The 22276-nt window shown below is 71.3% G+C and carries 17 protein-coding genes; 7 read left to right on the forward strand and 10 right to left on the reverse strand.

All coding sequences use genetic code 11. From position 1 onward, the window contains the following. Positions 1-265: 265 nt before the first annotated feature. Positions 266-844, reverse strand: coding sequence for a TetR/AcrR family transcriptional regulator (locus CP975_RS01010; protein ID WP_055531182.1), 579 nt, complete (start codon positions 842-844; stop codon positions 266-268). Between the two features lie 91 nt (positions 845-935). On the opposite strand from CP975_RS01010, the gene CP975_RS01015 reads away from it, so the two are divergent. Beyond that, positions 936-1382, forward strand: coding sequence for an anthrone oxygenase family protein (locus CP975_RS01015; RefSeq protein WP_055531180.1), 447 nt, complete (start codon positions 936-938; stop codon positions 1380-1382). A gap of 82 nt (positions 1383-1464) precedes the next feature. On the opposite strand, the gene CP975_RS01020 is transcribed toward CP975_RS01015, so the two are convergent. From CP975_RS01020 to CP975_RS01030, 3 genes are all read right to left on the reverse strand, one after another. Continuing rightward, positions 1465-2340 (reverse strand): alpha/beta fold hydrolase, encoded by an 876-nt coding sequence (locus tag CP975_RS01020; RefSeq protein ID WP_055531221.1) that lies wholly within the window; start codon positions 2338-2340, stop codon positions 1465-1467. Between the two features lie 41 nt (positions 2341-2381). Beyond that, the gene (locus CP975_RS01025; protein WP_246201366.1) at positions 2382-3317 is read right to left on the reverse strand and encodes a GNAT family N-acetyltransferase; all 936 of its coding nucleotides are present in this window, start codon (positions 3315-3317) and stop codon (positions 2382-2384) included. A gap of 62 nt (positions 3318-3379) precedes the next feature. Next, a complete protein-coding gene (locus CP975_RS01030) occupies positions 3380-4279 on the reverse strand; it encodes an alpha/beta fold hydrolase (protein WP_150476464.1) in 900 nt (299 codons plus the stop codon). A gap of 231 nt (positions 4280-4510) precedes the next feature. Here CP975_RS01030 and CP975_RS01035 point away from each other — a divergent pair, with 231 nt between their 5' ends. Further along, on the forward strand, positions 4511-7366 hold the full coding sequence (locus CP975_RS01035; RefSeq protein WP_167532653.1) for an AfsR/SARP family transcriptional regulator: 2856 nt from the start codon (positions 4511-4513) through the stop codon (positions 7364-7366). Between the two features lie 36 nt (positions 7367-7402). Here CP975_RS01035 and CP975_RS01040 read toward each other — a convergent pair whose 3' ends face one another. Together CP975_RS01040 and CP975_RS01045 are read right to left on the reverse strand one after the other, a co-directional pair. Then, on the reverse strand, positions 7403-7873 hold the full coding sequence (locus CP975_RS01040; RefSeq protein WP_055531171.1) for a hypothetical protein: 471 nt from the start codon (positions 7871-7873) through the stop codon (positions 7403-7405). Between the two features lie 195 nt (positions 7874-8068). Continuing rightward, positions 8069-9664 (reverse strand): succinic semialdehyde dehydrogenase, encoded by a 1596-nt coding sequence (locus CP975_RS01045; RefSeq protein ID WP_425474221.1) that lies wholly within the window; start codon positions 9662-9664, stop codon positions 8069-8071. Between the two features lie 201 nt (positions 9665-9865). On the opposite strand from CP975_RS01045, the gene CP975_RS01050 reads away from it, so the two are divergent. Then, positions 9866-10843: an oxygenase MpaB family protein gene (locus tag CP975_RS01050; protein ID WP_150476466.1), complete on the forward strand. Its 978-nt coding sequence runs from the start codon at positions 9866-9868 to the stop codon at positions 10841-10843. Here CP975_RS01050 and CP975_RS01055 read toward each other — a convergent pair. Genes CP975_RS01055 through CP975_RS01070 form a run of 4 tightly spaced genes read right to left on the reverse strand, consistent with a single transcriptional unit; the run spans position 10813 to position 15615 of the window. Beyond that, positions 10813-12150 (reverse strand): polyprenyl synthetase family protein, encoded by a 1338-nt coding sequence (locus tag CP975_RS01055; RefSeq protein ID WP_167532654.1) that lies wholly within the window; start codon positions 12148-12150, stop codon positions 10813-10815. The two genes, CP975_RS01050 and CP975_RS01055, sit on opposite strands and share 31 nt — an antisense overlap. A 56-nt stretch (positions 12151-12206) precedes the next feature. Continuing rightward, entirely contained in the window at positions 12207-13142 is a 936-nt protein-coding gene (locus CP975_RS01060; protein WP_055531165.1) for a diacylglycerol/lipid kinase family protein, read from the reverse strand. A 4-nt stretch (positions 13143-13146) separates the two neighbouring features. Next, positions 13147-14748 (reverse strand): MFS transporter, encoded by a 1602-nt coding sequence (locus CP975_RS01065; protein WP_055531162.1) that lies wholly within the window; start codon positions 14746-14748, stop codon positions 13147-13149. A gap of 6 nt (positions 14749-14754) precedes the next feature. Continuing rightward, the gene (locus CP975_RS01070) at positions 14755-15615 is read right to left on the reverse strand and encodes an SDR family NAD(P)-dependent oxidoreductase (RefSeq protein ID WP_070321220.1); all 861 of its coding nucleotides are present in this window, start codon (positions 15613-15615) and stop codon (positions 14755-14757) included. Between the two features lie 269 nt (positions 15616-15884). Between CP975_RS01070 and CP975_RS01075 the strand changes: the two genes are divergently transcribed. From CP975_RS01075 to CP975_RS01090, 4 genes are all read left to right on the forward strand, one after another. After that, positions 15885-17426, forward strand: coding sequence for an RICIN domain-containing protein (locus CP975_RS01075; RefSeq protein WP_167532655.1), 1542 nt, complete (start codon positions 15885-15887; stop codon positions 17424-17426). Positions 17427-17589: 163 nt separating this feature from the next. Beyond that, complete coding sequence (locus CP975_RS01080) at positions 17590-19056, forward strand: aldehyde dehydrogenase family protein (protein WP_055531155.1); 1467 nt, start codon at positions 17590-17592, stop codon at positions 19054-19056. A 29-nt stretch (positions 19057-19085) separates the two neighbouring features. Next, on the forward strand, positions 19086-20654 hold the full coding sequence (locus CP975_RS01085; RefSeq protein WP_055531153.1) for a GMC family oxidoreductase: 1569 nt from the start codon (positions 19086-19088) through the stop codon (positions 20652-20654). Further along, entirely contained in the window at positions 20651-22117 is a 1467-nt protein-coding gene (locus tag CP975_RS01090) for an APC family permease (RefSeq protein WP_246201367.1), read from the forward strand. Before CP975_RS01085 ends, CP975_RS01090 begins: the two co-directional genes overlap by 4 nt. The last annotated feature ends 159 nt before the right edge of the window (positions 22118-22276 follow it).

A 22276-nucleotide genomic window follows, 5' to 3' on the forward strand; every position in this document is an offset into this window, starting at 1 on the left:
ACTCTGATCTGGCCACCATCGTCCTTGCCACCGAGGACCTCCGCATCAACGCCGGACCGTTCGGCCTCATCCTCGCGGGAGTCCTGATCTCCTCCCAGGGCCCGCGCTTCCTGCTTCTGGGAAGCCGCGGTGAGCCTGCTCGCGCTCTTCCTGGGCACCGTCGCGACCTGGCGAGGGACGCTGACACGACTACCTCCGAGATGGCGCCCCGTCAGAGGCACGGGCACCTGCGATCCGCCGCCCGCCGTCCCGGACGGACGGTGTGTCAGATCTTGGCGAGCCGGTCCACCAGCAGCTCCAGCCTCCGCTCGGCATCCGCAGGCGGCAGCCGTCCCGCCCGGGTCAGGGTCGCCAGCCCGTGCAGGGCCGCCCAGAACACCTCGGTGAACAGTGCCGGGTGGACGCCGTCCCCGGCGACCTCGGCGAGGCTCTCCAGCAGGGCGCCGAAGGCGTCCTTCAGAGGCTCCGGCGTGTCCTCCCGCGCGAACGCCAGGCCACCATCGAGCTGGAACATGGCGTCGTAGACCGCCGGGTTGCGTTCGGCGAAGTCGAGGTAGGCGCGGGCGAGAGTGATGACCCGTGCGTGCGGGCCGTGCGCGGCGGAGGCCGCGGCCCGCAGCGCCGCGGCCATCTCCGCGGCCCCCTCAAGGGCCACGGCGCCGATGATCTCGCGCTTGCCGCGGAAGTGGCTGTAGAGGACGGGCTGGCTGTACTCGATGCGCTCAGCGAGCCGACGGGTGGTGACCGCGTCCCAGCCCTGCTGCTCGGCGAGTTCGCGGGCCGTCGCCACGATGAGACGTTCACGGCCCGCCCGTTCGCGCTCCTTGCGTTCCTGTACCGACATGATGTGACCCTAGCACCGCTAGACAACCGAGCGGCAGTAGGCCTAGCGTTGCCACATCGCCTAGCAACGCTAGATTCCAGAAGGGGCCATCATGCTCAACGCACTAGAGGTCTTCACCACCGTGGTTGTCGGCGTGATGGTGGGGGTGGAGTTCTCCGTAGCCTTCTTCGTCAATCCGATCCTGGCCGGCCTCCCCGGCGACAACGGCCTGCGCGGCCGCACCCACGGGGCCCGGCTGCTCGGCGCCGTGATGCCGTTCTGGTACATCGGCTCACTCGTCCTCGCCGCGGTCTGGGCCGTCGCCGGATGGGACCACCACGGCGCCGGGCTCGTCGTCACCGCCGCCGCGCTGCTGATCCTCAGTGTGGTCCTGTCGATCCTGCTCCTCGTGCCGATCAACAACCGGGTCAAGACGTGGACCGCCGACGGCCTGCCTGCCGACTGGAAGCAGCAGATGAACCGCTGGGACCGCTTCCACTACGTCCGCGTCGCCTTCATCATCGCCGCTTTCGCCCTGCTGGTCGCGGCCCGCGCCTGAGCGCGCGGGCCGAGAGCGCGCAGTCGGCGCGCGCTCCCCCGCCCGCGGACGGTAGACGGCACGGCCGCTCGCCCCACCCTCGTCACCGAACGTGGGCCAACAAGGTGCGCAAGACGGCCTCGGCGTGTGTCCAGAGCAAGGATCCGCCGGCAGTGGGAAGCAGGTGCCGGGTCGCCGTCGGAATCATCTGGGCGAGTGATTCACCCAGATCCGGAGAGTGGGTTGGGCTGGTGTCCCGCCGGCCGTACCAGAGGTCGACCGGGACGGCGATGCCGGCGGGGTCGAACGGCCAACGGCCCGTCGCCAGGACCGTGTCACGGGCGTAACCCGCCGGGCCCTGCCTGAACGCCTCGTCCATCGCGCGCCGGAAGGCGGTCCGGAAGACCGGGTCGGTGTAGACCGTCCGATCCACCTCGGGACTTGTCGTGATGATCAAGTCCCACAGCCTCTCGGCGCTGCCGAAGTCGGCGAAGGAGGCCTCAGCGGCGCCGGGGTCGGCCGCGACGGCGTCAACCATGCCTCTCACGTGCGGGTTCAGCGAGTGGGCGAAGCGAGGATGCGCGAGTTCGTCGCTGCCGGACACCACGGCCACGGCGTTCACCAGACTGTTTGCCGCCAGGGCGAGGGCGAACGGCGCCCCCTGCGAGAATCCCACCGCCAACGGCGCTCGCAGGGACCGCTCTTGGAAGAGGTGCCGGATGTCGGAGACCCAACTGGTCAGGGTCCGGTCGGGGTCCGGGTCGGAGGCGCCGAGGCCTGGCCGGTCCACGCTGACGAGCCGGACGCCTGCCGCGTCGACGACGTCACAGCCGAAAGCGAGCCACCTGCTGGTGGCCGCCCCCGGGCACAGCAGCACCGGGGTGCCGTCGACCGGCCCCCACTCCGCCCACCCCAGGAGACGACCGTCCGGCAACTGGTTCTGTCCGAGCCTCGCTGGCTCCCATACGCCATAATCCATGATCCTTATTGTTCCGTACTGCACCTCTCAGCAGGCAGTCCTCAGCCCTCAACCCCTGAATTGATCAGCGGCGCGTCCCGCACGAGTTCCCGGAACCCGACCCCCTCATACAGCCCGCGCGCCTGAGGATGCCCCGGCGCGCCCAGGCAGGCGACCGTCACATGAGCTGCCCCGGCCGCCCGGGCCCGACGCATCCCGTGCAGGAGCATCGCCCTTGCCAGCCCCAGACGTCGGTAACCCGGATGCGTCCCGACCGGTTCGAACTCGGCGGTCCTGTTCACCTCGTCGAGCCACATGATCGTCGAAGACGCCATCGTTCCGTCCGGCGCCTCCACCAGGATGTGCAGGTCGCCGCGGTATGACGCGGTCTGCCGTACGCCCTCGTAGCCCTCGGCCGTGTACGGCGAGGGGGCCCAGGCATCCTGATGCGCCTGGACCGCAGCCGCCGGTCCGGCCTCGTCCGCGGTGCGGAACCGGAATCCGTCCGGCAGCACCGCCTCTTCCACGTCGGTGAGGTCCCGCTCATTGAGCTGGGTCCAGCACCCCTCGTCGCCGAGCGCGGCAGGATCGGTCTCGTAACCGTGCGCCGCCCACCGCTTCAGGGCGAACTCATCGGCGGCGCTCGGCAGCACCGTACGCTCCATGCCCGCCGCCACACCGTCGTACCAGTCGATCACCTCGTCGACCAATGCCGCCTGATCGGGATGGACTTGATATGCGAGGTAAGCCCCGGTGACGTCCTTCACCGACCCGTCGTTCATTCTCACCCTGCGCGGAAGACGGACCCAGCCCCACGCCACCAGAATCCCACCGGAGAACCACAACCGACGCCGCCAGCTCGCTCCGTCGCCGGCGTGCCCCTTGCCCCAGTTCCAGGCCAGCTCCCCGAACGACGCGTCACTGTTCACCAGATCCGGGCGGGTGGCGGTGACGCGTTGCGCCAAACCCTGCATCAACTGGACGTCCGCGGCGGTCACATGCTCGGAGTTCCCCATGGTTCGCCACTGTGCCAGGACCCTCGTAAAGCCGTCGATCCGTTTTACAGAGGCCTCTGCACCGCGAAGAAGTCGATGAGCGCTCGGGCGACCCGGCCGGGCGCGTTCTCCGTGGGGATGTGATCCGCAGCCGGGACGCGGACGAGCGTCGTGTGCGGGATCTCCGACGCGAACCGCTCGGCGTACTCCACCTTCTCGTGGAGATCATCCTCGCCCCAGATGAGCAACTTGGGTGTGGCGGAGCGCCGTAGCGCGGGGACTAGGTCAAGGGTGTAGCGGCTGTCGGCCGCACCCGCCATGGCCGTCCAGGAACGGCGGACCCGCCCGTCGGTCCACGGATCCACATATTCCGCGATCAGTTGCTGGGTGGCGGTACCGGCCAGCGCCCTCCTCACCGCCTCCCGACGGGCAGCGAGCACGTTCTCGGTCGTGTCCGCGTCCCGGAACCGGGCCACGTGGGGCGCCGGCCAGGAGTCGTAGAGAACCGAGTTGACCAAGGCCAGCCGGGACACCTCCAGCCGATCGCGGGCGAGGAGGTGCTGGGCTATGGCGCCGCCGATGTCATGACCTGCCACGGCGATCGGTCCGGACAGCTTCAGCGCGGAAGCGAATCGCGTCACCCATTCCGCAAGGGCTGGGACCGTGGCCGTTTCCGGGACCAGCTCGCCTCCCGAACGCCCCAGTCCGGGGAGATCGACCGCGAGAGGCCGTAACCCAGCATCGGCGAGCCCACCGAGCACCGGGAGCCAGACCCGGCTCCAGTACGTTCCGTGGAGCAGCAGCACGGGCGGGCCGTCCTGCCCCACGGTCAGGTAGCTGGCCGTTTCACCGTCGACCTGGACCGTGGTCCTCAGCACTCCGGTCGCGGTCGTCACGGTGGTCCCAGTACTCCGAGTACTCCCAGTGGCGCCGGTGGTTTCGGTCGGTTCGGTGGGTTCGCTCATGGAGCCACTGTGGCCGGCGTCGGCTTCCTCGCCGAGAGTCCGGAAAGACACTCACCGGTACTTTGCTGCCAGACGGCTCCGGACGTACGGAGATGCCATGTGTTGCTTCGGCTCCGCGTCCGGGCAGATATAGGACGAATCTCGGGCGGACCTTGAGTCGGCTGGTGGGGTGGTCGTACCGCGTCCAGGGTCCCAGCCGAGAGGGTGGTGGGGATGTCGGTGGAGTTCGGCTTGCTCGGCACGATTGAGGCGCGCGTGGACGGCCTTCCCGTGGATGTGGGGCACACGCGGCAGCGCTGCGTGCTGGCCGCCCTGCTGGTGGACGCCAACCGGCCGGTCGCGGTCGACGAACTCATCGACCGCGTCTGGGGGGACCGGCCCCCGCAACGGGCTAGGGGAACGCTATACGGCTACTTGTCCCGTCTGCGCCAGGCGCTGGTCTCCGCCGCCGCCAAGGACGTCGCCATCACACGGCAGCCCGGCGGCTATGTCCTGGGCATTGATGCGGCGGCCGTGGATCTCCATCGTTTCCGGGAGCTGGTCGCACAGGCCCGCACGGCCGACGACGAGCAGGCGGCTGTGGTGATGGGCGAGGCGCTGGGGCTGTGGCGGGGAGAGGCGTTCGCCACTGTGGACACCCCGTGGTTCTGCGATCTGCGGCAAGTCCTCGAGCGGGAACGGCTGTCGGCCGAGCTGGACAGCGTCGACATCCGATTACGGCGTGGGCTGCACGGAGAGCTGCTGCCCGACCTCACCACGCGCGCGCGGGAACACGCGCTGGACGAGCGCGTGGCCGGTCAGCTCATGCTCACCCTGTATCGCAGTGGACGCCCAGCCGACGCCCTCAACCACTACCAGGCTCTGCGGGGGCGTCTCGCCGAGGAGTTGGGCATCGACCCCGCGCCGGCGCTACGGGACCTGTACCAGCAGATCCTCATCGCGGATCCGCGGCTCGCGGTGCCCACCCCGAGCCGCGCCGAGCCACCGCACGACCACCAGGGCCGGCACCAGGCGAGTACCACGACAGCGGCTCCCCACCAACTGCCCGCTCCCCCGCCCCTGTTCACTGGGCGCGAGGGCGAACTCGTACGCCTGGGCAAACTGTTGACCCCCCAGGGCGAGCCGAACGGCGGCAGCGTGCTGATCGCGGCGGTCTGCGGCACCGGTGGCGTCGGCAAGACCTGGCTGGCGCTGCGCTGGGCCCATGACCAACACGAGTCCTTCCCCGACGGCCAGTTGTACGCGGACCTTCGTGGCTTCGCCCCCTCCGGTGAACCGGTGGACCCGTATGCCGTCATGCGGGGCTTCCTCGAAGCTCTCGGCGTCGACCCCACCACCCTTCCCACCACCCCGCAGGCCCAGGCCGCGCTGTACCGAAGCCTCACGACGGGGCGACGGCTGCTGATCGTGCTCGACAACGTCCGCGACACCGACCAGGTCGCTCCCCTGCTCCCCGGCAGCCCCACCTGCACGGTCCTGGTCACCAGCCGCCACCAGCTCCTTGGACTCACCGCCTCCCACGGCGCCGGCCAGCTCACCCTGGACACGCTCGACGGCATCGAGGCGCACGACCTGCTCGTCCGCCATCTCGGCGCCGACCGGGTCGCCGCGGAGCCCGCCGCCGCGGCGGAGCTGATCCGGCACTGCGCCGGGCTCCCCCTCGCCATCAGCGTTCTCGCCGCCCGCGTCACCACGAACCCCATGCTCGATCTGACCGCACTGGTGGCCGAAGTGCGCGACACCGCGACCCGGCTCGACGCCCTGGAGACCGGCGAGGTGACCAGCGACGTACGCACCGTCTTCGCCTCCTCCTACCGCGCCCTCGACGCCGATTCGGCCCAGGTGTTCCGGCAGCTAGCCCAGGCACCCGGCTCCGACATCGGCCTGCCCGCCGCCGCCAGCCTCACCGCTCTCCCCCCGGCCCGGCTCCGCACGCGCCTGCGCCGCCTCCAGGCCTACCACCTCGTCCAGGAACGCGTCCCCGGCCGTTTCACCTGCCACGACCTGTTACGCGCGTACGCCTTGGAGCTGGCGGAGGCCGCCGCGCCCGCCGACGAAGCCGAAGCGGCGCTCACCCGGGTCCTCGATCACTACGCGCACACGGCGTACGCGGCCGACCGGCTCCTGCTCCCCCACCGCGACCCGCTCCGCCCGGCGGCGGTGGCCGACGGCACGCGCCCCGAGGAGTTCGCCACGCACGACCTGGCGCTGGAGTGGTTCGCTTCCGAGCACCCGGTCCTGACCGCGACCATCGAGCACGCGACGCGCACCGGACACTATGCGCAGGCGTGGCGTCTGGCCTGGGCGTTCACCACGTTCCTGGCCCGCCGGGGGCGCTGGGCCGACGTCGCGGCCGTACACACCACCGCCCTCACCGCCGCGGCCCGCACCGACGACGCGGCCGCCCAGGCCGAGTCCCACCGCGCGCTCGCCTGGGCCTGCACCGAGACCGGCCGCTTCGACGACGCCCACCGCGAACTGGCCCGCGCGCTCGACCTCTCGCAGACGGGCGGAGATCTCCTCTCCACCGGGCACACCCACCTCGCCCTGGGCTGGCTGTACGAACGCCAGGGCGACAGGAGCGCCGCCCTTCGGCACGACGAGCGTGCCGTCGAGGCGTTCACCGCGCTCGGAAACCTCGCGGGGAGGGCTCGCGCCCTGAACGCGGTGGCCTGGGACCACGCCCAGCTCGGGGACTACGCCACGTCGGTCCGCCACTGCGAGGAAGCGCTGGCCATCCAGCGCGAGCTGGGCGACGAACGGGGCCGGGCGGGCACCTGGGACACCCTCGGATACGCGTACCACCAACTCGGCGACCACACGAAGGCCATCGCCTGCTACGAACACAGCCTGGACCTCAACCGCGCGCTGAGCCACCGGTACAACGAGGCCGAGACGCTGGTCCACCTGGGCCAGGCCCACCAGGCGACGGGCGCTCCCGAACCGGCCAGGGAGGCCTTGAACCAGGCCCTCGCCATCTACCTCGACATCCATGCCCCCGCCCCGGAAGTGGATGAGGCCCGCACGCTCCTGCGCGAAATCGACAGCCCACCGGAGTCCGACGGCCGGGACGCCACGACGCCGTAGGGCCCGAGTCAGCTCGACGTCGGGTCTTCGCGGGAGTCACCGGGCGCGGACCGCGTCGCGCAGCGCGGTGTGCGCGTCGCGGCTGCGCTCCCGGCCGGCGGCGAGGGCGGCTTCGACCTCGTCACTGAAGTGCTGATCATGTACTTCCCCGAGGGGGATGTCGCTCAGGTCAATGGCCGACCACGCGGTCTCGACCGCGATGTCGACGAGATGGGGGTCGGTCGTGGTGAGCGCGAGGCGGTCGAAGGCCTGGGTGACGGCCGAGCGGGCCCGGTACATTTCGGCCCGGCGTTCTCTCGTACGGAACTCGCCGTCACGCAGGTCGGCTATCTGTAGCCAGTAGAGCTCCCGGAAGGCCAGGGCCGCCGCGAGGAGTTGTGCGGTTGCCTCCTGAACCCGCTGGCGGTGCTCGGCGGCGCGGGCGCGCCGGTCCGTCCAATGAGCGGAGAGACCGGCCAGGGCGGCACCGCCGAGCGTGCCGAGCACGGCGATCAGGGTGGACCACATCGGTCTCTCCTCGGGCCGAGGGACTGGGGAGTTGAGTGCCGACCGCGACGACGGATCGTCAGGGCTGTCGCGACAGTATCCCTGTACCGAGGGGGACCCGAGTGGATCAGGGGCGCCGCACTTCGACGCCGTACAGTTCTGCGAGGACTCGCCTACCAGGAGAATTCCTGCGCCCCTGGGCCCGCCGGCGCGTCGTCACAGGCCCAGGCGCTTGGCGGTCAGCAGCAGACGGGAGATGCGGTCGGCGTAGGACTGGTCGGCCGTGCCGGTCGGCGCGCTGAGGGGCATGGCGCGCTGGACGGCCAGAGTCTGTGCCTCGGTGTAGTTGAGGATGCCGTCGCGGCCGTGCCGACGGTTGATGCCCGAGTCCCGCATGCCGCCCATGGGGGCGTCCAGCGACGCGTACGCCGCCGCGTGGGCCTCGTTCACGCTGACGGTGCCGGCCCGGATCCGCATGCCCAGGCGCCGGCCCCGAGCGGGCCGGGAGGTCCAGACGCTGGCGTTGAGTCCGTAGCTCCCGGAGTTGGCCCGCTCGACGGCCTCCCGCTCGTCGGAGAAGGGATAGACGGCAGCGACGGGCCCGAAGACCTCCTGGTGGTGCAGGGACATCTCGTCGGTGACGCCGGTGAGGATGGTGGGTTCGTAGAAGAACGGGCCGAGTTCGGGCCGGGGGCGGCCGCCGGTGACCAGGTGTGCGCCTCTGGCGACCGCGTCCTGGATGTGGCCGTGCACCGCTCGCAGCCGGGCGGCGGATACGAGCGAGCCCATGTCCGCTCGGTAGTCGAGGGACGCGCCCAGGCGCAGCGCGCGTGTCTTGTCCGTGAAGGCGCGCAGGAACGCGTCATGCCGGCTTGTGTGGACGAGCACGCGCTCGGCCGACATGCACAGTTGCCCGGCGCTGGTGTAGCAGGAGCGCACCGCGCCCTCCGCGGCCGCGTCCACGTCGGCGTCGTCCAGGACGATCAGCGCGTTCTTGCCACCTAGTTCCAGGGTGCAGCCGATGAGGTGCCGGCCGGCCAGCGCCGCGACGGCGCGGCCGGTGTCGGCGGATCCCGTGAAACACACGTAGTCGCTGTGGGCGACCACCGAGGGGCCGACCACGTCACCGGGGCCGGTGACGACCTGGAACAGGCCGTCGGGCAGACCGGCCCGGCGCAGCAGGCCCTGGGCCCATACCGCCGTGAAGGCACCCTGGAAGTCGGGCTTGCAGACGACGCCGTTTCCCGCGATGAGGGCGGGGACGGCATCGCTGAGGGCGAGGGCCAGCGGGTAGTTCCAGGGTGTGACGACGCCGACGACCCCGCGGGGGTGGTGTACCTCGACCGTCGCGGTCAGCAGGGGCAGCGCACCGCGGCGGCGCCGGGGGCGCAGCAGCCCGGGTGCGCGGCGGCCGTAGTACCGGGCGGTCAGCACGACGTCGACGATCTCGTCGAAGGCGTCCCTGCGCGCTTTGCCGGTCTCCTGCTGGATGAGGTCGAGCACCTCGTCCTGGTGGCGGATCAGCAGGTCGTGGAAGCGGAGGAAGACGGCGGCGCGCTCGCGCAGGCCGCGGGCCGACCACCGGTGCGCCGCCGTGCGCGCGGCGGCGAAGGCGCGGTCGATGTCGTCCGGCCCGCAATGGGGCACGTGCCCCAGGGGGGCGCCGCTGAACGGCGCGATGCTGGTGGTGCAGGCGTCTTCGGAGGCCGCGATCGCCGCCCGCCCCAGTGGTACGGGCGCGGACGACGCGGAACGGGGCGCGGGCCCGGTGTGGTCGGTCGGCCGGTCACCGGGCAGAGGCATCGCCGTCACTCCAGTCCTCGCGGGTGAGAGGAATTCCGCCGACCATGGCACGGGGGTGTGGGGTATGAGTGGGTGACACTCGGGACGGTTGAGGTGAATTCCTCGTTCCCTCTCTATTTCCCCTTCTTCCTTTGTCATGCTTGTGCGGGCCGGGGAATACGTTGTGGGCGCCCCGGCGACGATGCGACCGAGAACCGAAAGGTGAGCGCGATGACGCCGACGGGCCGGGAACTCCTTCGCCGGGGCGTGTCCGTCGCGACCGCCCCGTTCGCCGATCGCTACCGGCACGCGCGGCGCATCGCCTCCCTCGACGCCCGGCGTGACCACGTGGAGATCTACCGGATCAGTTCCGGCCTGGAGTTTCCCTGGGACTACCAGCGGGCGTTGGAACTGGCGCTGCTGCGCACGTTCGCCGTCCCGGCGATCGGCGGACTGGTGGACGCCACCGGGGAGTTCGCGCGCGCCGGCCAGCGCCGGTACGACGACACGCTGGTCCTCATGGCGGCCCTGGCCAAGTACGGCTACGACTCCCCCGAGGGGAGGACCGCGCTGCGTACGATCAACCGGGCGCACGGTTGGTACACGATCGACAATGACGACATGCTGTACACGTTGTCGGCGTTCATCTACGAACCGATCAAATGGCTCGACCGCTTTGGCTGGCGTCCGCTCCTGCCGCAGGAGCGGCTTGCCGCTTTCTGGTTCTACCGCAATGTCGGGTCACGGATGAACATCGTCGGCATTCCCTCCGACTACGCCGAGTTCGAGCGGTTCAACCAGGAGTACGAACGGTCGCGTTTCGCCTTCACGGCGGCGGGGCGCAGGGTGGCGGACCACGCGATCGGCGTGGTCTGCCACTGGTTTCCCCGGCCGTCGCGCCCTTTGGTGCGCCGCGGGATGCTCGGCATCTTGGACGAGCCCCTGCTGACGGCCTTCGGACACCGCCCGCCGCGCGTCCTGCCGTGGGTCACTCACCGCGCTCTTCGCGTGCGGGCGCGCGCGCAGCGTCTGGGCGGGCCGCGCCGCCGTTCGTACTACGACGATCCGCCGCGGGTGCGCAGCTATCCCGGAACCCAGCACGACTACACGGTCGCGGACTTCGGCGTGCGCGCGCCTTCGCCGGTCGCCGCCGAGTGGAGCAGGCGTCCCGACGATCCTCATGCCACGCGCGCGCGGCGCACCGTGTGACGGGCGAGAGCTTCGATGAACAGCGCCTGGCGCGTCCGCGGGATGAGCGGCTTCAGCTCCGCCCAGGCCGGTTCCAGCATCCGCTCGGTCTCCTGGACGCAGGCGTCGAGGGCTCCGCAGGACTCCAGCGCCGCGATCACCTCGCGCACGTCGTCCTCGGTCATCCCGCCCTCGCGAATCCGGTGCCAGACGACCGCCAGGTCCTGGCGGGGCAGCAGAGCCACGGCGTGGGCCAACGGCATGGTCACCTTGCCGTTGCGCAGGTCCTCGGCGACCGACTTGGTCGGGGTTCCGGCCCGCACCACGCCGCGCAGGTCCAGCACGTCGTCGGTGACCTGGTAGGCGGTGCCGATCGCCTCGCCGAAGCACTGCAATGCGCGGCGCAGTCGCGGCGAGGCGCCCACCAGCAGCGCGCCGACCTCGAACGCGGTACGGACGGGGATCCCGGACTTCAGACGATGGGTCAGCCGCACCTGGTCCAGGAGCGGTTCGGCCTCTCCGGTGGCCACGGCCGCGTCCATCTCCTCGCGCAGGCCGAGGATGTCCAGGGCCTGTCCGGCGTGCGCGGCGCGCAGGGCCGTCAGATACGCCCCCTGGACGGCGCAGCGCAGCGGCACGTCGTCCGGCAGCACCATGTGCAGGGCACGGTCGAAGGCGAAGAAGGCCGCGCTGCCCGCGTTGAGTGCGACGGGTGTGCCGTAGACCGTGTGGGCCGCGGCCTCCCCCCGTCGCAGACGCGCCTCGTCCTCGATGTCGTCGATGATCAGGGACCCGGTGTGCATCAGTTCGCCGGCGGCCAGCAGCGGGGCGAAGTGCTCACTGTCGCCGCCCAGGACATCGATCACCTTGGCCAGCAGATACGGCCGCCAGCGCTGGCCGCCGGAGTCGACCAGATGGCGCACGGGGCGCACCAGCGTCTCGTGGAGCCTGCCGCTGACCCGCGCGGCGAGGGCGGGCGCGAGTTCCTGGTCCTCCGACAGGCCGAGCAGGCCACGGACGCCCGGCAGGTCCAGGGCGTCGGCGTCGGGGTACAGGGCGTTGATGTGCGCGGTGATGTCCGTGGCGAAGCGGCGCATGTCCCGCCGTACGACGCGCGGCAGTTCGGCCGTGCGGTGGTCGTTCACGTGCTCCGGGCCCTGGAGCTGTCCGTCCATGGGGGCGCTGCCCGTGGGCGGCCGGCCCGGGTGCACGTGACCCGCGTGCTCCGGTGCGAGCCGTTCCGCGTTCGCGGCGGACGGTCGCTCGGGGGCGGGGAGCGCGTCGTTTCCGCCCTGGCGCTCCGGCGATTGGCACACCGTACATCGCATGAGTTCCCCATCCGTTCTCTCCGGGGGCAGTTGGGCTGCCCGGTGTCTCTTCCGCGCTACGCCACGACGGCCAGCGCCCGTGGGGACGACGAGAACGCCGCCTGCCGGCTCGCTGGGAGCGGCTCGCCGTCGACGTGCAGCGCGACCGCGTGCGAGGCCGTGACGGAGAGCGTCGTCTGCTGGGTGAAACGGCGCGCCGACCTGCCGCTGTGGTCGCGGTGCGGCAGGAGGAGCATGCGGGTCATGAGGGCCGCGCATCGGGGTCCCGACAGATCCGTGAGCGCGAGCGCCTCCAGGTCAGTGTGGAAGGAGGCGCGCGGGCAGGGGGTCAGGGGCCACGTGCCGAGGTAGGCGTACGGGGAGGTGTTCGCCACCAGGGCGGCGAAGACCCGGTCCGCCGGACTGCCCTCCCCCGGTGCCACCGTCAGCAAAGGGCTCTCGCGGTCCGTGCCCCGCAGGAAGTGCCGGGCCCCCTCGGCGAGGTACCGCCCCCAGGTCGCGGACCTGCCCGCCCGGCGGGCCTCCTGGACGCGCGCCATCAGCTCGGCGCCGAAGCCCACCCCCGCGCCCGAGACGAAGTACCGGTCGTTCAGCTTCCCCAGGTTGACGACCGTCCGCCGCCCTTCCCTGACGGCGGCGGCCAGTTCACGGGCGGCGTGCACCGGGTGGACGGGCATGCCGAGGGTGCGTCCGACGACGTTCATCCCGCCCGCGGGCACGACCCCCAGCGCCGGCCTGGTCGTCGGCCCGCCGTCCGGTTCCTCGGCGAGCAGGCCGTTGGCCACCTCGTTGACGGTTCCGTCGCCGCCGACCACCACGACCAGGGCGAAGCCGTTCCGGTGGGCGTCGCGGGCCAGTTGGGTGGCGTGTCCGGGGTACGCGGTGACGGTGACGTCCGCACTCATAGCGGCGGTCAGTTCGCGCACGGCCGCGGTGACAGCGGGCGGGTGCGCCCGGGTCGCCGTCGCGTTCACCACGACACGTGCGCGCACGGCCTCACCCCGCCTCGCCCGGCCGGGCGGTGAGCACCGGCGCCGCGACGGCGTCCGCCGCTTTCGCTCTCCGCCCTTCGCGGGGCAGGGCGAGGAGTACGAGGCACACCCCCACCGCGCAGACGCAAGCGGAGACCCATGCGGTGGTGCGCAACCCCGCCAGGAAGGCCTGCGCCGCGTCGTCCACCAAGCGGCGCGCCAACTCCATTCGGTGGGCGCGGCTCTGGCCCCCGCCCGTGCTCCCGACGGGCGCGGAGGCGGCCATGAGCTTGGCTTCCGCCAGGGCGCTCAGCAGGTGGTCGCGGGCGCCTCCCCCGCTCCCCTGCCCCGAGCCGCCACCGGAGGCACCGGCCATCCGGCCCGAGTAGACGGTGTTGAAGACCGAGCCGAGGACAGCCACCCCGGCCGTACTGCCGAGGCTCCGCACCGCGTCGTTCACCCCCGCTCCGACGCCCGCCCGGCCCTGGGGCACCGCCCGCATGATCAGCCCGGTGGCCGGGCCCCCGGTCAGCCCGGCGCCGACACCGACGAGGACGAGGAAGACATGGATACGGCCCGCGCCGGAGTCGGTGGTGGTCCCCGCGAGCAGGAGGAACGCGCCCGCGCACGACGAGAGCCCTGCGACCATGACCCACCGCGCCTCCGCCCGGCGCGTCGCCACGGCCGAGATCAGGCCTCCGACGGCGACCCCCAGGCCGCCGATCAGCATGGTCCTGCCCGCGCCCAGTGGCGTCATCCCGCGCACGCCCTGGAGGTAGAAGGTCAGCAGGAAGGTCGATCCCACCAGGGCGAAGAACAGGAGGGAGAGCGATGCCGCGGCCACCGCGTAGCCCCGGTGGCGGAACAGGCCGAGGGGCAGCATCGGCGCCGGGGCCCGGCGCTCCCAGCAGAGCATCACCGCGAGAAGGACAAGCCCGACGGCCGCGACGGCCAGCACCACGCCGTCGGTCCACCCCCGCGCCGGGGCCTGGATGAAACTCCACACCACGGCGGAGAGCCCGGCGCTGGAGAGGATCAGCCCCACCGGGTCCGGGGCGGGCGCCTCCTCCTCCCGGCAGGGCGGCACCACGAGGGGGACGCAGAGCAGCGTCAGGAGGACCAGCGGAACGTTGCCCCAGAAGCAGGCCCGCCAGGAGTAGTGCTCCAGCAGCCAGCCGCCGAGGACCGGGCCGACGAGAACGCCCACGCCCGCGACCGTGGCCCAGATGGTGACGGCCAGCCGCTGACGGGCCGCGTCCGTGAACACGTGCACCAGGATGGACAGCGTGGCGGGCATCATGAAAGCGGCGCCGGCGCCCATCAGCGCGCGGGCCGCGATGACGCCCGCGGGGCCCTCGGCCACGGCTCCGAGCACGGACGCCGCGCCGCAGACCACCAACCCAGCGATCAGGGCTCCGCGCCGCCCCCGCCGGTCCCCCCAGTTGCCCGCGGCCAGCACCCCGGCGGCCAGGGCGAGGGTGTGCGCGCCCACCACCCACTGGAGCTGGGCCGCACCGAGGCCGAGATCGTCCTGCATCTCGGGGAGCGCGACATTGAGGACCGTCTGGTCCACTCCCAGCAGCATCAGCGCCAGGCTCAGCACGCCGAGCACGCCCCAGGGCCGCATGCCGTGTCAGCCTTCCCGGCGGGGGACCGGCAGATAGGAGCGCACCAGCGTGTCGAACAGCGTCTGCGGCAGCAGCCGCCGAAGCCCCAGCGACACGTGGGCCACCGCCCCCACCGGGTACCGGGGCCGGGGCACGGGCGCCCTCAGGGCGTGCTCGACCGCGCGGGCCACCTTCTGCGGCGGCCCGACGCCATAACGCCGGGGCGCGTTCCGCACACGCTGGTAGCAGTGGGCCAGGTCGCGGCGGAACGGCGCGTACTCCGGGGCTTCCCCCGCGGCGGCGCCGCGGGTGAGGAGTTCCAGGGCGGTGTCGATGAAGCGGGTGCCCACGGCTCCGGGCTCGATGGTGCTGACGTAAATCCCGAACGGCTTGACCTCGAAGCGCAGGGCGTCGCTGAAGGACGTCAGGGCATGCTTGCTCGCGTGGTAGCACCCGCCTCCGGGAAACGTGAACCTGCCCGCTACCGACGAGACGTTGACGATGCGCCCCTCGCCGCGGGAACGCATGGCGGGCAGGGCCAGACGCGCCATGGTGAGCTGCCCGAAGACATTGACCTCGAACTGCCGCCGCACCTCGCCCATGTCGATGTCCTCGACCGGTCCCGTCAGGGCGTAACCGGCGTTGTTGACCAGCCCCCAGACGGCGCCGTGCCGGTCCTCGACCTGCCGGACGCACTCCCGCATCGAGCGCTCGTCGGCGACGTCGACCCGCAGGACATACGCACCGGCGGCAGCCAGGTCGCCCAGGTCGTCGACGCGCCGGGCGGTCGCGTACACGGCGTAGTCGCGGGAGATCAGGTGTTCGGCCACGGCCCTGCCGATGCCCGAAGAGCACCCGGTGATGACCACTGCACGCGCGCCCGGCATCGGCATGCCCCCTTCACGGCCGGTAGCTTTCTCCTTCCTCGTCCTCATGCCACTGCGCGGAGAGACTCACAACCTGAGGCGGGTGTTTTTCACCCGATCGGTGACGGTCGGTGAGGTGTGGCTGGGCGTCAGCGGTGCGTCAGGACTGTCTGTGAGGCTCCGGTCCGGTACGTCCGACGCTCCGGGAGTGGGTCCGTATGCGCAGTGGCAGAGTCGATGGCCGTGTCGGTACACGCCGATGGTCGCTCGCGTGGCTTCTCGTCACCGTGATGGCTGTGCTTGGCGTCCTGGCGGCGCCCCGGACCGCGACGGCCGCGGCGTCGGCGGCCGACACCCCGGTCAACCTCCTCAACGTCCACAGCGGCAGATGCATGGAGGTGGAGAACTCCTCCAACGCCGACGGGGCGAGGATCCGGCAGTGGGACTGCGAGGGACAGCCGGGCGCGCGCTGGCTCATCCGGCCCTCGGCCGCCTCGACCAGCGCCGTCAACATCGTGAACGCGCACAGCGGCAAGTGCCTGGCCGTACGGACGGACGCGCCCGCGGTCGGCACCTCGGCCCCGCGCGTCGAACAGTGGGGCTGTGCCGGCTCGCCTGGGGTCGACTTCGAGATCGACAGCCGTACGGACTCCGCCTGGATCCTGTCCAGGACGACCACGCCGATGCGCTGCTTGGAGGTGGCGAACTCCGCCGAGCGCCGCGGTGCGCCCATCGTGCTTTCGACCTGTGCGAACCAGAAGGGGACCGCCTTCCAGCAGCGGCCGGACCGCACGGGCAACGACATCCGGCGTGATGACCTGTCCGCCCTGTACGGGTACGACAACGGATCGGTCTCGCTGTTCCGGTTTCCCACGAACAGCGCGGGCGGCTTCGAGGTCCCGGACGTGCCGTGGAGCTCTCCCGCGGACTCCTGGGACTTCGCCCAGAGCCGGATGACCTCGGGGGACTTCAACGGGGACGGCCGCAGGGACGCGGCCCTGCTGCGTGGCCACGACGACGGCTCCATCGCGCTGCTCACGATGCTCGGCACGGCGGACGGCGGGTACGCGGCCCCGTTCAAGTCGTGGGAGCGGCCGCCGGGCAACTGGTGGGGCAGCCAGGTCCAGTTGACCGCCGGGGACTACGACGGCGACGGCCGCGACGAGGCCATGGCCCTGTACGGCTACGGCGACGGCAGCGCGGCCCTGTTCAGCTTCCGCACCACGCACGAGGGCGCCTTCCAGGTGCCCTCCACTCCCTGGAAGGCCCCTGCCGGCACCTGGGACTTCGCCCAGAGCCGTATCGCCACGGGCGACTTCAACACGGACGGCCGCCAGGACGTCGTCCTTTTCAAGGGCACCGCGAACGGCGCCGCCGAACTGCTCACCCTCACCGGCACCGCGGACGGCGGGCTCGCCGCGCCGCTCAAGTCCTGGGAGCGGCCGCCGGGCAACTGGTGGGGCAGCCAGGTGAAGCTGGCGGCCGGCGACCACGACGGCGACGGCCACGACGAGTTGATGGCGATGTACGGCTATGACAACGGGGCCGTATCGCTATTCCGGTTCGCGACCACCGGCGACGGCGGCTTCCAGGTGCCCACCGTGCCGTGGAGCGCCCCGGCCGGCACCTGGACGTTCTCGCACAGCCATATCGTGTCCGGCGACTACAACGGCGACGGGCGGCGGGACATCGCCATGTTCAAGGGGACGGTGGACGGGGCGGCCGCGCTGCTCACCCTCCTCGGCACATCCGACGGCCGGCTCGTCTCACCGTTCACGTCCTGGCAGCGGCCACCGGGCAACTGGTGGGGCCACCGCGTGCTGATGGTCTGAAGCTGTCGCGCCTAGCCCAACCAGGTCACATCTGCGCCCAACTCTCCCCTCGCCCCGTGCGTCCGCATGACCGGTACGAGCCGGGCGGACGATGTTGGTGTCCGGTATGCCGTGCCGGTGGTCACGTCGGTACCGGACAGGTGCGAGAGCGAGGGAGACCCCGATGGCGGAACTGTTCATCGACGGGGAGTGGACCGGTGCCGTCCAGGGCGCGCGGCGGGACGTGGTCAACCCGTACGACGCGTCCGTCATCCAGCAGGTCGACGACGCGGACGAGGCCGACGTCGACCTCGCCGTACGTGCCGCCCGGCGCGCCTTCGACCGCGGCGAGTGGGCGTCCGCGCCCACCCGGGAGCGGGCCGACGTCCTGCTCAGGGTGTCGCGGTTCCTCCTGCGGGACCAGGAGGAGATCGCCCACGTCGAGTCCCTGGACACCGGCAAGACACTCGCCGAGGCGCGCATCGACGTCGAGGACGTCTCGAACGCCTTCCGCTACTTCGCCGAGATCGCCGACAAGGACGGCGGCCGGGTCGTGGACGTCGGCCCCGACGTGCTCAGCCGCGTCACCTACCACCCCATCGGGGTCTGCGCGCTCATCGCGCCATGGAACTACCCGCTGCTCCAGGCCTCCTGGAAGGTCGCTCCCGCCCTGGTCGCGGGCAACACCTTCGTACTCAAACCCAGCGAGACGACACCGCTCTCCACGATCCACATGATCCGGCTCATCGCAGAGGCGGGAGCGCCGCCCGGGGTCGCGAACCTCGTACTCGGTCCGGGCGGCACCGTCGGCGCGGCGATGTCCGCCCACTCCGACGTGGACCTGGTGTCCTTCACCGGTGGTCTGGCCACCGGGCGCCGCATCATGGAGGCGTGCGCGCCGGGCGTCAAGAACCTCGCGCTGGAGCTCGGCGGCAAGAACCCCAACGTGGTCTTCGCCGACTGCGACTTCGACGCCGCCGTCGACCACGCGCTCGAGGCATCGTTCCTGCACTCCGGGCAGGTCTGTTCGGCGGGCTCCCGGCTCCTGGTGGAGGACTCCCTGCACGACCGGTTCGTGGAGCGGCTCGCCGCCCGCGCGGGGACCATCCGGCTCGGCAACGGCCTCGACCCGCAGACCGAGAGCGGGCCGCTCAGCTCCGCGGAGCACCGGGAGAAGGTCGAGAGCTATCTGGAGATCGCCCGTGACGAGGGCGCCCGTCTCGTGTGCGGCGGCCGCCGGCCCGACGACCCCGAGCTGTCGCGCGGCTTCTTCCTGCTGCCCACCATCTACGCCGACTGCGACCGCTCCATGCGGATCGTGCAGGAGGAGGTCTTCGGCCCGGTGGTCACCGTGGAGCGCTTCCGCGGCGAGGACGAGGCCGTGGAACTGGCCAACGACACCCGTTACGGCCTGGCCGGCGGTGTGTGGACGAACGACGCGAGCCGCGCCCAGCGGGTCGCGGCACGACTGCGGCACGGCACGGTCTGGATCAACGACTTCCACCCGTACGTGCCCCAGGCCGAGTGGGGCGGCTTCGGCCGCTCCGGCTTCGGCCGGGAGCTCGGGCCCACCGGCCTGCGCGAATACCAGGAGGCCAAGCACATCTACCAGAACCTCAAGCCGGGTGTCTCCGGCTGGTTCAAGGGCTGAGCGGGCAGGGCGAGAGCAAAGGCGACGGCATGCACGACGAGACGACGACCTACGACTACCTGATCATCGGAGGCGGTACGGCCGGCTCCGTACTGGCCGCGCGGCTGAGCGAGGACCCGGGCTGCCGGGTGTGCGTGGTGGAGGGCGGGCCCAGCGATGTGGGCGACGACCGCATCCTTCGGCTGCGCAACTGGATCAACCTGCTCGACTCCGAGTTCGACTACGGCTACACGACCGAGGAGCAGCCGCGCGGCAACTCGCACATCCTGCACTCCCGGGCCCGCGTGCTCGGCGGCTGTTCCTCGCACAACACGCTGATCAGCTTCCTGCCGTTCCCGCAGGACCTCGACGAGTGGGTGGCGGCCGGCTGCGACGGCTGGGGCCCGGAGACGATCCTGCCGTACCGGTCACGGCTACAGAACAACATCGTGCCGGTCGGTGCCGCCGACCGTAACGCGATCGCCGAGGACTTCGTGACGGCGGCCACGACCCGGCTCGGTGTCCCGGTCGTCGAGGACTTCAACGCCCGCCCCTTCACCGACGGCGCCGGGTTCTTCTCCCTCGCCTACGACCCGCAGACCAATACCCGCTCCTCCGCCTCGGTCGCGTATCTGCACCCCATCATGAACCGCCCGAACCTGACACTGCGCCTGGAGACGTGGGCGTACCGGCTGTTGCCCGACAGCGAGGGCCGCTTCACCCGCGTCCAGGTGCGCAACGCCGACGGCTCCGTGTCGACGCTGGAGGCCGAGGCGGAGGTGCTGCTGTGCGCCGGCGCGATCGACACGCCGCGGCTGCTCCTGCTCTCCGGCATCGGCCCCGCCGACCAGCTGCGCGACCTGGGTATCGAGGTCCGCGCCGATCTGCCGGGCGTCGGCGAGAACCTGCTCGACCACCCCGAGTCGGTGATGGTGTGGGAGACCCGCGGCCCGTTGCCGCCCAACTCGGCCATGGACTCCGACGCCGGTCTCTTCCTGCGCCGTGACGCCGCGGGCGGCCCGCGTCCCGACCTGATGTTCCACTTCTACCAAGTGCCGTTCACCATCAACACCGAACGCCTCGGCTACCCGGTCCCCGAGCACGGCGTCTGCATGACGCCGAACGTGCCGCGCGCCCGTTCCGTCGGCCGCATGTGGCTGCGCAGCGCGGACCCCACCGTCAAACCGGCCCTGGACTTCCGGTACTTCACCGATCCGGACGGGTACGACGAGCGCACGATCGTCGACGGGCTGCGCATCGCCCGCGAGGTGGCCGCCACCGCGCCGTTCAGCGACTGGCTGCTGCGCGAGGTGGCGCCGGGCCCGGACGTGCAGTCGGACGCGGACCTGTCCGAGTACGGGCGCCGCGCGGCGCACACCGTCTACCACCCGGCCGGGACCTGCCGGATGGGCGCCGAGGACGATCCGATGGCGGTGGTCGATCCGCAGCTGAGGCTGCGCGGACACGACGGGCTGCGCATCGTGGACGCCTCCATCTTCCCCACCATGCCGACCATCAACCCGATGGTCACCGTGTTGCTCGCCGCCGAGCGCGCGGCGGATCTCATCAGCGCCCGGCCGGCTCCGCAGCCGATGGGTACGGAAGGGGCGGGCCAGTGACCGCTCCCGTTCCCGGGGCGCCGGACAGCACGGCGAAGACCGGCCAGGGCGAAGAGGAATCGGAGTTCCGCAAGGACATGGGGCCGTGGGCGAACTTCGCCCTGGGCTTCACCTACCTCTCCCCCGTCGTCAGCACCTACACCCTCTTCGGCACGGCCCTCGCCGACGGCGGGCCCCCGATGATCTGGGCCTTCGTCATGGCGGGCTGCGGGCAGTTCCTCGTGGCGCTGGTCTTCGGCGAGGTCGTCGCGCAGTATCCGGTGGCGGGCGGCGTCTATCCGTGGGCGCGGCGGCTGTGGGGCAAGCGCTGGGCCTGGATGACCGGGTGGGTGTACATGTGGGCGCTGCTCGTGACGATCACGAGTGTCGCGTACGGTGCCGGGCCCTACATCGCGATCCTGCTCGGATTCGATGCCACGGTGCACACCACCGTGCTGTGCACGATCGGTCTGATCCTCGTCGCGGTGATCATCAACTACGCCGGTACGAAGGCCCTTTCATTGGCGGCGCTGATCGGCTTCGGCGCGGAGCTGATCGGTGCCCTCGTCGTCGGCATCATCCTCTTGGTCACGCACCGCTTCCACGGTCTCGGTGTGCTCTTCGACGACTTCGGCGCCGCCGGGGACGGCTCCTATCTGCCCGTCTTCCTCGGGGCGGCGATCATCGGCTTCTACCAGTACTACGGTTTCGAGGCCTGCGGTGATGTGGCCGAGGAGGTGAAGCACCCCGGCAAGGTGATTCCCAAGGCGATGCGCCGCACCATCTACGTCGGCGGGGCGGCGGCGACGTTCACCTGCCTGACGCTGCTGCTGGCCGTCGTCGACTACGAGGCGGTGATCTCCGGGGAGGACGCCGACCCGGCCGTCAGGATCCTCTTCGACGCCCTCGGCGAGGCCGGCGCACGGGTGGTGATGGCCGTGGTCCTCATCTCCTTCCTGTCCTGCACGATCAGCCTCCAGGCCGCTGCCGGGCGGCTGATCTACTCGTACGCGCGCGACGAGATGATCATCGGCCACCGGCTCCTGCGGAAGTTCTCGCCGACCCGTGCGGTGCCCGAGTACGCACTTCTGGTCGCGGCGGTGATCCCGGCGCTGATCGCGGTGGGCTCCCTGATCTCGACGGACGCCCTCACCAAGATCGTCTCCTTCGCGATCCTCGGCATCTACGCCGCCTTCCAGATGGTCGTCCTGGCCGCGCTGCGGGCCCGTCTGAAGGGGTGGAAGCCGAGCGGCGAGTACCGTCTCGGCCGCTGGGGCCTGCTGGTCAACATCGGGGCCTTCGCCTACGGGATCTTCGCCATCGTCACCATCGCCTGGCCCCGCACCCCCGAAGCCGCCTGGTACGACAACTGGATCGTGCTGCTGGGCGGCGGCGTGGTGGTGGCCGTGGGTCTGCTGTACATGTTCACCACGCACCACTACGGGCGCAGCGACGCTCCCTCGGACAACGCGATCCCCGACTAGACCGCTCTCGGAAGCGGTGTTTTCTGTGAGCCCACCCATAGGGGCCACATCACATGCTAACGACGGTAGTGGTCGCCCCGCGGCCCGTACGAAGGGCCGGAAGCCCCTTGTACGGGCCGCCCGACCCGGTGACCTGCGATCCCGGGTAGTACGTCACAC

This window comes from Streptomyces alboniger, assembly GCF_008704395.1.
Classification (GTDB): Bacteria; Actinomycetota; Actinomycetes; order Streptomycetales; family Streptomycetaceae; genus Streptomyces; species Streptomyces alboniger.